This is a genomic window from Sinobaca qinghaiensis (assembly GCF_003610495.1).
GTDB lineage: Bacteria > Bacillota > Bacilli > Bacillales > Marinococcaceae > Sinobaca > Sinobaca qinghaiensis.
The window spans coordinates 191,342-203,809 of the sequence record NZ_RAPK01000007.1; the positions used below are offsets into that span (position 1 = coordinate 191,342).

Below are 12,468 nucleotides of genomic sequence, written 5' to 3' on the forward strand. Positions count from 1 at the left end.
TTATTTTACGATGGCTTTACAAGACCAAGTTTTAGTAAGCTTTCTGCAATTTGTACGGAGTTGTAGGCAGCACCTTTTAGAAGGTTGTCTGAAACAACCCAGAAATGATAGGCGTTCGCACGATCCAGGTCTTTTCTGATCCGGCCGACAAATACGTCAGGCAGGCCGACGCTGTCCAGTGCCATTGGATACTCCTGGTTGGCAGGATCATCTTTAAGCGTTACTCCCGCGGAATCTTTTAAAAGTGCCTTTAACTCGTCTACGCCCGGGTTTCCGTTCTCCGTTTCAATATAGACTGATTCAGAGTGGCCGGTTTCAACTGGAAGACGCACGCAGGTAGCCGCTACTTCAAGCTCGTCCTGATGCAGAATCTTTTTTGTTTCGTTCATCATTTTAATTTCTTCAAACGTATAGCCGTTTTCCTGAAATTTATCAATCTGTGGAATCGCGTTAAACGCAATAGGGAAATGCTTTTTGTCACCACCGACAGGAAGAATTTCCGGAGCGGCTTCTTTGCCGTCCAGCATATCACGGGACTGGTTTTTCATCTCTTCCACAGCGGCCCAGCCTGCACCTGAAACGGCCTGATACGTAGAAACGATTACTTTTTTCAATCCGTGCTTTTTACGAATCGGTTCTAATGCGACAACCATTTGAATCGTCGAGCAGTTTGGATTTGCGATGATGCCGTTATGATTATGAAGATCCGCCTCATTTACTTCCGGTACAACAAGCGGAACATCTTTATCCATCCGGTAGGCGCTCGTATTGTCAATACATACAGCTCCGCGCTTAACCGCTTCCGGCGCTAATTCTTTCGATACAGAACCGCCTGCTGAAAACAAGGCAATCTGCACGCCTTCAAATGATTCCGGTTTCGCTTCTTCCAGCGTATATTCGTTACCTTGAAATTCTACTTTTTTGCCTGCTGACCTGCTTGAGGAAAGAAGCTTTAATTCCTTAATAGGGAAATTCTTTTCATCGAGCGTCTTCAGCATTTGCTGTCCGACCGCTCCTGTTGCTCCTACTACTGCTACCGTGAATCCTGTTTTATTTGACATTGAGTTATACTCCCTTTCAAAATAACAAATTCATTTAATCTCTACCTATATTAACATAAATGATCCTGAACCGCCTGCAGATATTTCAATGGAAATGCCTAACGGCGGGAAATTTCTGTTTTTTTCGTATGATTTTCCGGCAGCCTGCCTTCCGGGCTGATAAGAGAGATCGAGTAATCCTGTCCTAACAGAGCATCTGCAACACGTGCTGTATCCTCCAGCGTAACCGCTTCTATCTTTTCAACAATATCGTCCAGACTCTGGTGATAGCCGAGAAGCAGCTCATTGCGGCCGTTGCGGTTCATCCGGCTGCTTGTGCTTTCCAGTCCGAGCATAACGCTTCCTTTCAGCTGTTCTTTCCCATTTTCCCATTCTTTCCGATGGATGCCGTTCTGGGAAAGCTCTTTAATAATACCCTGCATGGAGTCAAACATTTCATCCAGATGTTCGGCTCCGGTTCCTCCATAAATGGTAAGCATTCCGCTGTCGCGGTAGGCAGATTGATAGGAATAGACGGAGTAGGCAAGCCCGCGCGTTTCCCTGATATCCTGGAAAAGCCTGCTGCTCATGCTTCCTCCCAGCACATTATTCAATAGAACGAGAGCAAAGGAATCAGCGTGTCCGGCTTCCAGGCCGGGGAACCCAAGACAGAGATGAGCCTGTTCCGCCTGTTTGGCGTGCACGCTTTCCCCCGGTAAAAATACGGGGCTTTCCGATTTATTTTCCGCTCCTCTGCGGCCCAGTACAGAAAATGTTTCTTCCACTTTATCCAAGAAGGCTTCATTCGTATTTCCTGCGACAGAAATGACAACATTGCTTCCTGTATAATATTTTTCCAAATATGCTTTCAAAGAAGCTGCAGTGAATGAGCCGACGGTGCCGGTAGTACCGAGTATCGGCCGTCCCAGAGAATGGGAACCGTAGGAAACCGAGTCTAAGTAATCATGCACAATATCATCAGGCGTATCGTCCACCATTTTTATTTCTTCAAAAATAACGCTTCGTTCTTTTTCCAGTTCCTCTTCATCAAACGTCGAATGAAAAAACATATCGGACAGAATATCAAGCGCCTGGCCGGCATGTTCGTCAAGCACTTTCGCATAAAAGCAGGTATACTCTTTTGCCGTAAAAGCATTTACCTGCCCGCCGATGCGGTCGAAGTTTTCCGCGATATCTGCGGGCGTTCTTGTGTTTGTGCCTTTAAAAAACATATGCTCCAGGAAGTGCGAGATCCCGTTTTCTTCTGCTTTTTCATAGCGCGATCCGGTGCCGACCCAAATACCGATCGTAATGGAGCGGACAAAGGGAATGTGTTCGGTAACGATCCTCACCCCATTGGCCAGTTCTTTTTTATTTATCAACAGCTTCCTCCTTTTTGCTTCTTTTATCCCGTGATATAAGAAAAACTTGGCCTAAGCCAAGCTTTTCAGGTTCGTGCCTATTCAATTTGACTGGCCAGGCCAGAACCCGATTTTATTTTCTTATTTATTGCTGCTTTCTTCTTTCAACAAAACTTTTCTTGATAAGTTAACCCGGCCCTGGTTATCAATTTCTGTAACTTTGACCATGATTTCATCATCAAGCTTAACCACGTCTTCCACTTTGTTCACGCGCTCTTCTGCAAGCTGTGAAATGTGGACTAGTCCGTCTTTGCCTTTGAACAGCTCAACAAACGCGCCGAACTTTTCAATGCGTTTTACTTTACCAAGATACGTTTCGCCGACCTGTACTTCACGCACAAGATCTTCGATACGTTTCTTGGCAGCCGCATTGGCACTGGAATCCGTAGAAGAAATATACACGGTTCCATCCTGTTCAATATCAATTTTCACGCCGGTGTCATCAATAATCTGGTTGATGGTTTTTCCGCTCGGTCCGATAACGTCGCGGATTTTCTCCGGTTTAATATGAAGCGTCAGGATTTTCGGAGCGTACGTAGACAGCTCCTCTCTTGATCCGCCGATAGCAGAGAGCATATTGTCGAGTACGTGCAGACGTGCCTGTCTTGCCTGTTCTAATGCAAATTTTAATATTTCACGGTCAATGCCGTCAATTTTTATATCCATCTGCAGCGCGGTTACCCCTTTTTCAGAGCCCGCTACTTTAAAGTCCATATCGCCAAGCGCGTCTTCCATACCCTGAATATCGGTAAGAACCGTCACATCTTCGTCCTCTTTTACAAGCCCCATTGCAATACCGGCTACCGGTGCTTTAATAGGTACACCTGCGTCCATCATAGCGAGTGCGCTTGCGCAGATGCTGGCCTGTGAAGTCGAACCGTTGGATTCAAGCACTTCCGAGACAAGACGAATTGTATATGGGAAATCCTTTTCGTCGGGAATAATAGCTTCCAATGCCCGTTCGCCAAGGGCGCCGTGGCCGATTTCTCTTCTGCCGGGCGCGCGGATAGGTCCGGTTTCCCCTACGCTGAACGATGGGAAATTATAGTGATGCATAAAGCGTTTGGATTCTTCTTCGCCGATGCCGTCCAGAATCTGAACGTCGCCGAGCGGTCCAAGCGTACACACGCTGAGCGCCTGTGTCTGACCGCGTGTAAATAGTCCGGATCCGTGCGTTCTCGACAACAGCTTTACTTCTGAAGTCAAAGGACGGATTTCATCGGATGTTCGGCCGTCCGGACGGATTTTATCTTTAGTGATGAGTTTTCGGAACTCTTTTTTAACAAGGCCCTGGATGATTTCTTTTACTTCCCCGTGCTCTTCTTCTGTAAAAGATTCCATAATCCGATCGGAGACTTCTTTTGTAGCTACATCGCGGGCCTGTTTTTCTCTTACCATGACAGCTTCGCGCAGATCCGTTCCTGCTGCTTCCTTTACCCGTACGGTCAGATCCTCATCCGGCGTACGTAGTTGAATGTCGCGTTTTACTACATTCATTTCGGAAACGATTTTTTCCTGGAACGTGACAAGCTTTTTAATTTCTTCGTGACCGAACATAATTGCTTCAAGCATAATATCTTCAGTAACCTGTTTTGCTCCTGCTTCTACCATGTTGATCGCATTTTTCGTGCCGGCAACCGTAAGGTCAATGTCGCTTTCTTCAAGCTGCTTCATCGAAGGATTAATAACAAACTCTTCGTTCACACGACCTACGCGGACTCCTGCAATCGGTCCGTCAAATGGAATATCAGACACGCTGAGCGCCATCGAAGAGCCAATCATTGCGGCCATTTCGGGCGAGCAGTCTTTATCAATGCTCATGACGATGCTGATAACCTGAAGATCGTTACGAAAGCCGTCCGGAAATAATGGACGGATCGGACGGTCAATTAAGCGGCTCGTTAAAATAGCGTTCTCACTTGGACGTCCTTCTCGTTTAATAAACCCGCCCGGGATTTTACCGGCGGCATAAAGGCGCTCTTCATAGTTTACCGTTAATGGGAAAAACGGCAGATCCTTCGGTTCTTTGGAAGCTGTAGCCGTTGATAATACAACCGTATCGCCATAACGAACCATTACCGCCCCGTTAGCCTGCTTTGCATATTTCCCTGTTTCAATCGTTAATTCCCGTCCTGCCCAATCTATACTAAACGATCTGCTTTCTTGTTCTGTGCTCAATAGGGTATCCTCCTGTTTCTATAGTGCGCACTTCCAAAGTGCTGCCTGTGTTTCTATGTTCATGTAAAACAATTATATAGAACAGTCCGCAGACTGAAATAATTTCTTAAAAATGGCAAAAAAAGCGGGAGTTGCCCTCCCGCTTTTCTTACATTTATCTACGCAATCCAAGACTTTTGATTAATTCACGATAACGCATAACATCTTTGTTACGAAGGTACGTAAGCAGGTTACGACGCTTACCAACCATTTTTAACAAGCCGCGGCGGGAATGATGATCTTTCTTGTGTGTGCGCAAATGCTCGTTAAGTGTGTTGATCTGCTCCGTTAAAATTGCTACCTGTACTTCTGGTGAACCCGTATCATTTTCGTGCGTTTTGTACTGCTCAACAATTTCAGTTTTTCTTTCCAAAGTTAAAGCCATCCAAAGCACCTCCTTCAATTAGTTAACGCCAATTCCCTAGCAGGACGTCGGAGGAACGTGCATGCCAAGCAACGGCTTGATTACATTCAATAGAATACGCTTTTTTTCAGGAAAATGCAAGGCATTAACTCTTTCTTTTCACAAATCCTGCGTCCGGATTTCCCGGTGCTGTCCCGAAAGCACTTTCTCTGCCTGCTTTTTATCGAGATGGAGCTGTTCAATGAGGTTTTCCACCGAAGAAAATTTCTTTTCCCCGCGCAGACGCTGTACCCATTCTACGTCTACTTTGGCTCCGTAAATCGACTCATCCATATCAAATACGTGCACTTCCACCTCCGGGCGTTCTGCCCTGATGTCATGGAAAGTCGGCTTATAGCCGATATTGCAGACCCCTTTCCAGCGTCTGCCCTGCACAGTAAACCAAACCGCATAAACGCCGGTATCGGGAACGATATAAGGATCTTCTATCTGGACATTAGCCGTTGGAAATCCAATCGTCCGGCCCCGCTGTTCTCCCTTAACGACTAATCCTCTGATCGCGTATAGTCTCCCGAGCAGTACGGAAGCCTTTTCCACATTGCCTTCCAAAATACACTGCTTGATTAACGTCGAGCTGATCTTTTCGTTTTCCCATTCTTTTTTCCCAACCGTTGTGTAGTCCAGTTTGCCCCGCGCATGAAAAGGAAGAGTTTCCATCGTCCCCTTACCGAGACGGCCGTAGGAAAAATCGAATCCTGCCACAACGTGAATCGTACGCGATCCGATCAAATAGGAATCGACAAATTCCTGAGGCTCGAGCTCTGCAAACTGCTGGTCAAAATGAACGACGAACAGGTAATCAACTTCCAGCTTTTTCATCTCTTCTTCCTTAACCGGAAGCGGCGTAATATACCGCATTGTTTCCTCGGAATAATCGGGAGATAAAACCGTTTTAGGATGGGGGCTGAACGTCATCACTGCAAGCTTTGCCTGTTTTTGGCCGGCAATCTGCCCTGCGGTGCGGATGACCTCCTGATGCCCCCGGTGAACCCCGTCAAAATAACCCAGAGCCATAACCAAAGGCGGAAAATCTTCAGCTTTTGGTATGTTGTCGTGGTATACATAAATAGTTTTCATTATCTCACCTTTCCAATCGCCCGGGCTTCTGCTATGACCTGGCTTCGATATGCAGCATAGTTTTCGGTTTTATTTTATCAGGTTTCGTCGGATGCTTCTCATACACAGCCAGCGGCGTTTGACCGGCCATAAAGATAAACGGGGAGGGCATGCCTTCCTCGTATGGAAGCACAGCTCCATTTTTAATTAACGCTGTTTCTTCCTCAGCTGCCTCCCGCCGCTCTATATGAGCCAGTGCTCCGGCAATAGGAATGACGGCCGTTCCAAGCCTGTTTTCTGCCTGAAGCTGTGCCAGCTGCTCCAGCGTCCAGCTGTCTTTTTCCCTGAAGGGACCCGATCCTGTCCGGATGAGGCTTTTCATATGAGCCGGCACGGAAAGGGCTTTTCCTATATCAACGGCAAGCGTCCGTATGTAGGTGCCTTTACTGCAGACAATATCACATTCAAATGTAAATTCACCGCCGCTGTAGGACAAACTGTCTTCGTTTAACGTAATCGAATAGATGGTTATTTTCTTGGAAGGCCTTTCTACTTCTTTTCCTTCCCGGGCATATTCATATAACTTTCTGCCGTTCACTTTCACTGCTGAATACATCGGCGGAACCTGCACGAGCTCCCCGGTAAACTGCTGCAGCGTGTTTTCAATATCTTTTTTAGAAACGGATCCCGGGTCGAGCGTATCGACCAGCTCGCCTTCTGCGTCTTCGGTTGTAGTGCTGCTTCCAAGAGCTACTACACACCGGTAGCTTTTAGGAAGATCCATCATGTAATCGGAGATCTTTGTGGCACGTTCAATGCAAATCGGCAGTATGCCTTCGACAGCTGGATCAAGTGTGCCGGTGTGGCCTACTTTTTTGGTGCCGGCAATTTTTCTTATTTTATATACACAGTCATGTGACGTGATTCCTGCAGGTTTCCAAACGGGAATAATCCCTTCAATACTCATAATGACGGCTCCTCTTATCTATCAATTCACTCTTGTTATCTATACTAGCGCAAAACAAAAAGAACTGTCCATAAATGAAGTTCTATTTTCTTGAGAAAATAACCCTTCGTATGGACAGTTCCTGCTTTGTTTACCTTCTATTTATCATCTTCATGATGGATTTCTCTAAGAAGGGATTCAATTCTATTACCATAGTCAATCGACTCATCAAATTCAAACATAATTTCCGGCGTTTTGCGAAGCTGAATCCGTTTGCCGATTTCGCTGCGGATATATCCTTTTGCTTTCGTTAAAGCCTGAAGTGCATCATTTTTCTTTTCGTCATCGCCAAGTACGGTAATAAATACTTTGGCCTGCTGCAGGTCTCCGGTCACGTCCACACCGGTGACCGTAATAAATTCTATTCTTGGATCTTTTAGATCCCGGGTAAACATGGAAGCCAGTTCTTTTTTCATCTGTTCTCCAACCCGGTTGGCACGGATATTACTCATCGTTCTTCTGCCTCCTTCTTACAGCCACTCATACGTTGTGATTGTTCGTTCTATTTCCATTTCCCTGTCTGCCCATTCTAAAACGTGTGCCAGCTCTTTTTCAGCTGCTTTCTTTGAATTGGCTACGGTGACAGCAGAAAGGGCTGTGAGGTTCCATGTGTCGTGATAGTCCATTTCCGCAATGGATACATTACAGTGCTTCCGGATTTTATTTTTCAGCCGTAAAAGCACAGAGCGCTTATCCTTTAGGGAATAAGCGCTGTGTATCAGGCATTCAAAATGAACGGCTCCGATCATGTGCGTTTGATTTCTTCCATGACGTACGCTTCAATTACGTCGCCTTCTCGCAGATCATTAAACTTGGTAAGCGTTACACCGCACTCATAGCCGGCGCTTACTTCTTTCACGTCATCTTTAAAGCGTTTCAGCGCGTTGATTGCACCTTCATAAATAACGATGCCATCACGGATAAGGCGGACGGTAGAATCTCTGGTGATTTTACCTTCCGTTACGTAGCTTCCTGCAATGGTACCAATTTTCGATACTTTAAACAGCTGGCGGATTTCCACCTGACCGATAACTTTTTCTTCAAATATCGGGTCAAGCATACCTTTCATCGCTGCTTCAATCTCTTCAATTGCATCGTATATAACACGGTGCTGGCGGATATCTACTTTTTCTACATCAGCCGTACGCTTAGCGTTCACGTCAGGTCGTACGTTGAATCCAATAATAATGGCATTGGAAGCGGAAGCCAGAATAACGTCTGATTCTGCAATAGCGCCTGCTCCTGCATGGATAATATTAATCTTGACACCTTCTACATCAATTTTTTCCAATGAGCCTTTTACTGCTTCTACAGAACCCTGTACGTCTGCTTTTACAATAACATTGATCTCTTTCATATTGCCGTCCTGAATCTGGCTGAACAGATCATCAATGCTGACGCGGTTTGTTAGGTTGCGCTCTTCGTCTTTCGCTCTGGCGGCTCTCTGCTCCCCAACGCTGCGGGCTTTTTTCTCGTCTTCGAATACAACAAACTGATCGCCTGCCTGCGGTACGTCACTCAAACCAGTAATTTCAACCGGAGTGGATGGCGCTGCTGACTTCACGCGGCGGCCGAGATCATTGACCATGGCGCGGATTCGACCGAATGTGTTTCCGACTACGATCGGATCGCCGACATGCATGGTGCCGTCCTGCACAAGAAGGGTCGCAACTGGTCCTTTTCCTTTATCGAGCTCTGCTTCAATAACCGTGCCCGTCGCACGTTTGTCCGGGTTTGCTTTGTATTCTTCTACTTCGGATACAAGAAGGATCATTTCAACGAGCTCATCAATGCCTTCTCCCTTAATAGCAGATACGTTAACGAAAATCGTTTCGCCGCCCCATGCTTCCGGAACCAATTCAAATTCTGTCAGTTCCTGCATTACGCGGTCCGGGTTGGCACCCTCTTTGTCCATTTTGTTTACCGCTACAATAATCGGCACTTCCGCTGCTTTTGCATGGGCAATTGCCTCTTTTGTCTGCGGCATAACACCGTCGTCTGCGGCTACCACAAGGATCGTAATATCTGTTACCTGGGCACCGCGGGCTCTCATTGTAGTAAATGCAGCGTGTCCGGGAGTATCAAGGAACGTAATTTTTTTATTATTTTCTTCAATCTGGTAGGCACCAATGTGCTGCGTAATGCCGCCTGCTTCGCCTGCCGTTACTTTTGTATGACGGATCGAATCAAGAAGCGTCGTTTTACCGTGGTCAACGTGTCCCATGATAGTAACTACCGGCGGACGTTCCGTACGGTTTTCTTCGCTGTCGTTTTCGTCTGTGTAGATATCAATATCGAGCTTGTCTATTACTTCTTCTTCTTCAACTTCCACGCCGTAATCAGCCGTGATCAGTTCAATGGTTTCTTTATCAAGTGATTCGTTTTTTGTTGCCATTACGCCGAGTTTCATCAGCTTTTTAATAACTTCGGAAGAATCTCTGTGCAGCTTTTCAGCCAGTTCTCCTACGGTTAAAGATTCGATGAACGTAATCTTTTTAGGTAGGGCAAGAATCTGGTGAGGTGACTTGCTCTGCTGACGTGAGCTTCCTCTTCTTTTTCCTCTGCCTCTTGGATTGGATTGACTGCCGCGGTTGTTTGGTTTCGAGTTATTTTTAGTATTATTCATATTTGTATTTTTCTTTCCCTCATTTTCTGTTTTTTTATTAGTAGAAGCTTTTGGAGCTTCTGCCGCCGGCTTTGCCGGTGCCTGGATTTTTTTTATATCCTCATCGCTAATAATCGACATATGGTTGGAAACTTCCACGCCTTTGCTTTTTAGAGCCTGGACGATGTCCTTACTGGACTTGTCCACCTGTTTGGCATATTCGTACACCCTCATTTTGCTCATAAGCCTAACCTCCACCTTCTAATTATCCAGCAATGAGATTAGCTTTTTCGCGAATCCTTCATCGGTAATCCCTACGGTCACCCTTTCCCCTTTTCCAAGCGCTTGTCCCAGCGTCTGACGGGTTCCGGCAATTCTGTACGGTACGCGATAATAGCTGGATTTGTCGTTAAATTTCTTCTGCGTATTTTCCGACGCATCCCCGGCTACAATAACGAGCCGGAGCGTCTGGCTGCGGATATCTTTCAGGACGGCTGTGTCACCAGTTTTTACTTTACCGGCTCTGGACGCCAGTCCAAGCAGCGAATAAAATTTATCATTCATGGTTTTTTTCCTTTGTTTCTTTCCTGCAGCAAGCGGTCATAGTCGTCCGGGCTGAGGGATACTTTCAGGTGACGGGAAAGCGCATCCCGTTTCTTTGCTTCCAGAAAAACGGATTCCTCGTTTGTCAGATAAGCGCCGCGGCCGTTTTTTTTGCCGCTGAAGTCTACGCTTACATATCCCTCGGTATCACGCACGATACGGACAAGCTCTTTTTTAGTACCTGATTCTCCGCTTACAATGCATTTTCTAATAGGAGGTTTGCGTTTCAACTCTTTTCGCTCCTTTAAACTCGCTGTTATGACTCTTCGAAGCTGTCATCCCAGGCTTCTTCTTCTGTTTCTTCTTTTGGAACATAAAGACCGAGCTCTTCGGCTTCCGTCTGGCTTTTTATATCTATTTTCCAGCCGGTAAGCTTTGCAGCCAGACGTGCATTCTGGCCTCTTTTTCCGATAGCAAGGGATAATTGGTAATCCGGCACGATAACGAGCGTGCTTTTATTATCATCATCCACCTGCACATCGAGAACTTTAGAAGGACTCAGCGCATTTGCTACGTATTCAAACGGGTCTGTAGACCACTGTACAATATCAATTTTTTCGCCTTTTAATTCATCGACGATTGCCTGAACACGCTGACCGCGCTGGCCTACACAGGATCCTACCGGATCCACTTCCGGGTCTTCTGCGTGAACGGATATTTTTGAACGGTCTCCCGCTTCTCTTGCAACAGAAATAATCTCCACAGTTCCATCATATATTTCCGGCACTTCTAATTCAAATAGTCTTTTCAGCAGACCCGGGTGGGTTCTGGAAATAACGATCTGCGGACCTTTTGTCGTTTTTTCCACCTTCGTAATATACGCTTTAATCCGGTCGTTGTGCTTATAGTTTTCATTGGGCATCTGCTCTCCCTGCGGAAGAAGCGCCTCTACTTTTCCAAGATCGACGTAAATAAACCGGTGATCCTGGCGCTGAACGATCCCAGTCATGATATCTTCTTCGCGGTCTATGAAGTCAGAATAAATAATGCCTCTTTCTGCCTCGCGGACACGCTGGGTAACGACCTGCTTTGCCGTCTGGGCCGCGATACGTCCGAAGTTTTTCGGCGTTACCTCCAGCTCCACTACATCATCAAGCTCATACTCGGAGTACATTTCCCGTGCCTCTGCAAGCGAAATTTCAAGTCTCGGATCAAATACCTCTTCGACTATTTCTTTACGTGCGAACACGCGGATGCTTCCATTATCACGGCTTACATCCACCCGTACGTTCTGTGCCTGGTTAAAATTGCGCTTATAAGCTGATATTAATGCAGCTTCAATCGCTTCCAGAATAATTTCTTTTTCAATGCCTTTATCTTTTTCCAGTGAATTTAGTGCATCCATAAAATCTGTATTCACGGATTATCCTCCCCCTTGTTATCGGTACCTCTTAAAATTCGATGGCCAGTCTGGCTTTTGCTACTTTTTTATAAGGAATTTCCATTCTGACTTTTTTCTGCTTTTCTTTTTGGCTGATTTCCAATATGCCATCTTGAAAAGAGAGCAGCGTTCCTTCGAAGACTTTATCGCCGTTTAAAGGCTTATAGGTCGTAATGTTAATGTATTTGCCTACAGCGCGCTTAATGTCTTCCTCCGATTTGAGCGGACGCTCTGCACCTGGTGAGGATACTTCGAGGTAATAATTTTCATTTACCGGATCCTGTTCATCAAGTTTTTCGCTTAGTCTCTCACTTACGGTTCCACAGTCTTCAATAGCTATTCCTTTTGGACTATCTATATATACACGCAGAAACCAATTTTTTCCTTCTTTTTTATATTCCACTTCAACTAGTTCTAGCCCTAAATCTTCCAAGATGGGCTGAACAAGTCGTCTGGCGGTATCTTTGACCCGCTCGCTCATAACCATCCTCCTTGATTTATATGATAAGCTGTTTTCTTTACGCTACGCCTGTTCATGTATGAAATAAGTGCAAAATACCCTTTTTTACAAACGAAAGAGTGGGTATTTACCCACTCTTCTCCCGACGCTTCATATCCATTGCTTTCGCTTAATAGATTACCATAAAACGACTGAAAATGCAACCAGAGCTTGTTTTCATGCGCCTTACAGGCTCCTGTTGTTCGTTTTATCATC

The 12,468-nt window shown here is 45.8% G+C and carries 13 protein-coding genes; all 13 read right to left on the reverse strand.

Annotation, left to right across the window (positions count from 1 at the left end; all coding sequences use genetic code 11):
* Positions 1-5: 5 nt before the first annotated feature.
* The 13 genes from asd to rimP all read right to left on the reverse strand — a co-directional run bounded on the left by asd (position 6) and on the right by rimP (position 12,234).
* Complete coding sequence (gene asd, locus ATL39_RS05060) at positions 6-1,061, reverse strand: aspartate-semialdehyde dehydrogenase (protein WP_120192213.1); 1,056 nt, start codon at positions 1,059-1,061, stop codon at positions 6-8.
* Positions 1,062-1,159: 98 nt separating this feature from the next.
* Positions 1,160-2,422 (reverse strand): M16 family metallopeptidase, encoded by a 1,263-nt coding sequence (locus tag ATL39_RS05065; protein ID WP_120192214.1) that lies wholly within the window; start codon positions 2,420-2,422, stop codon positions 1,160-1,162.
* A 120-nt stretch (positions 2,423-2,542) separates the two neighbouring features.
* A complete protein-coding gene (locus ATL39_RS05070) occupies positions 2,543-4,639 on the reverse strand; it encodes a polyribonucleotide nucleotidyltransferase (protein ID WP_120192215.1) in 2,097 nt (698 codons plus the stop codon).
* A 154-nt stretch (positions 4,640-4,793) separates the two neighbouring features.
* Positions 4,794-5,063, reverse strand: a complete 270-nt coding sequence (gene rpsO, locus ATL39_RS05075) for a 30S ribosomal protein S15 (protein ID WP_120192216.1) — start codon at positions 5,061-5,063, stop codon at positions 4,794-4,796.
* 138 nt (positions 5,064-5,201) lie between these two features.
* Complete coding sequence (ribF, locus tag ATL39_RS05080; protein WP_120192217.1) at positions 5,202-6,179, reverse strand: riboflavin biosynthesis protein RibF; 978 nt, start codon at positions 6,177-6,179, stop codon at positions 5,202-5,204.
* Positions 6,180-6,210: 31 nt separating this feature from the next.
* Positions 6,211-7,125, reverse strand: coding sequence for a tRNA pseudouridine(55) synthase TruB (gene truB, locus ATL39_RS05085; RefSeq protein ID WP_342768759.1), 915 nt, complete (start codon positions 7,123-7,125; stop codon positions 6,211-6,213).
* Positions 7,126-7,262: 137 nt separating this feature from the next.
* The gene (gene rbfA, locus ATL39_RS05090) at positions 7,263-7,616 is read right to left on the reverse strand and encodes a 30S ribosome-binding factor RbfA (protein WP_120192218.1); all 354 of its coding nucleotides are present in this window, start codon (positions 7,614-7,616) and stop codon (positions 7,263-7,265) included.
* A gap of 18 nt (positions 7,617-7,634) precedes the next feature.
* Positions 7,635-7,913 (reverse strand): DUF503 domain-containing protein, encoded by a 279-nt coding sequence (locus ATL39_RS05095; protein ID WP_120192219.1) that lies wholly within the window; start codon positions 7,911-7,913, stop codon positions 7,635-7,637.
* Complete coding sequence (gene infB / locus ATL39_RS05100; RefSeq protein WP_120192220.1) at positions 7,910-10,012, reverse strand: translation initiation factor IF-2; 2,103 nt, start codon at positions 10,010-10,012, stop codon at positions 7,910-7,912. The genes ATL39_RS05095 and infB overlap by 4 nt, the downstream gene beginning before the upstream one ends.
* 18 nt (positions 10,013-10,030) lie before the next feature.
* Positions 10,031-10,333 (reverse strand): YlxQ family RNA-binding protein, encoded by a 303-nt coding sequence (locus ATL39_RS05105; protein ID WP_120192221.1) that lies wholly within the window; start codon positions 10,331-10,333, stop codon positions 10,031-10,033.
* On the reverse strand, positions 10,330-10,602 hold the full coding sequence (gene rnpM, locus ATL39_RS05110; protein ID WP_120192222.1) for an RNase P modulator RnpM: 273 nt from the start codon (positions 10,600-10,602) through the stop codon (positions 10,330-10,332). Before rnpM ends, ATL39_RS05105 begins: the two co-directional genes overlap by 4 nt.
* A gap of 26 nt (positions 10,603-10,628) precedes the next feature.
* Complete coding sequence (nusA, locus tag ATL39_RS05115; protein WP_120192223.1) at positions 10,629-11,732, reverse strand: transcription termination factor NusA; 1,104 nt, start codon at positions 11,730-11,732, stop codon at positions 10,629-10,631.
* Positions 11,733-11,763: 31 nt separating this feature from the next.
* Positions 11,764-12,234, reverse strand: a complete 471-nt coding sequence (gene rimP / locus ATL39_RS05120) for a ribosome maturation factor RimP (protein WP_120192224.1) — start codon at positions 12,232-12,234, stop codon at positions 11,764-11,766.
* Between the last annotated feature and the right edge of the window lie 234 nt (positions 12,235-12,468).

What these genes read in the sequence shown, in the direction of transcription:
- ATL39_RS05095 (WP_120192219.1), bottom strand. Translation starts at nt 7,913, where the DNA reads ATGATCGGAGCCGTTCATTTTGAATGCCTGATACACAGCGCTTATTCC.
- rbfA (WP_120192218.1), bottom strand. Translation starts at nt 7,616, where the DNA reads ATGAGTAATATCCGTGCCAACCGGGTTGGAGAACAGATGAAAAAAGAA.
- truB (WP_342768759.1), bottom strand. Translation starts at nt 7,125, where the DNA reads ATGAGTATTGAAGGGATTATTCCCGTTTGGAAACCTGCAGGAATCACG.
- rimP (WP_120192224.1), bottom strand. Translation starts at nt 12,234, where the DNA reads ATGAGCGAGCGGGTCAAAGATACCGCCAGACGACTTGTTCAGCCCATC.
- infB (WP_120192220.1), bottom strand. Translation starts at nt 10,012, where the DNA reads ATGAGCAAAATGAGGGTGTACGAATATGCCAAACAGGTGGACAAGTCC.
- ATL39_RS05105 (WP_120192221.1), bottom strand. Translation starts at nt 10,333, where the DNA reads ATGAATGATAAATTTTATTCGCTGCTTGGACTGGCGTCCAGAGCCGGT.
- rpsO (WP_120192216.1), bottom strand. Translation starts at nt 5,063, where the DNA reads ATGGCTTTAACTTTGGAAAGAAAAACTGAAATTGTTGAGCAGTACAAA.
- ribF (WP_120192217.1), bottom strand. Translation starts at nt 6,179, where the DNA reads ATGAAAACTATTTATGTATACCACGACAACATACCAAAAGCTGAAGAT.
- asd (WP_120192213.1), bottom strand. Translation starts at nt 1,061, where the DNA reads ATGTCAAATAAAACAGGATTCACGGTAGCAGTAGTAGGAGCAACAGGA.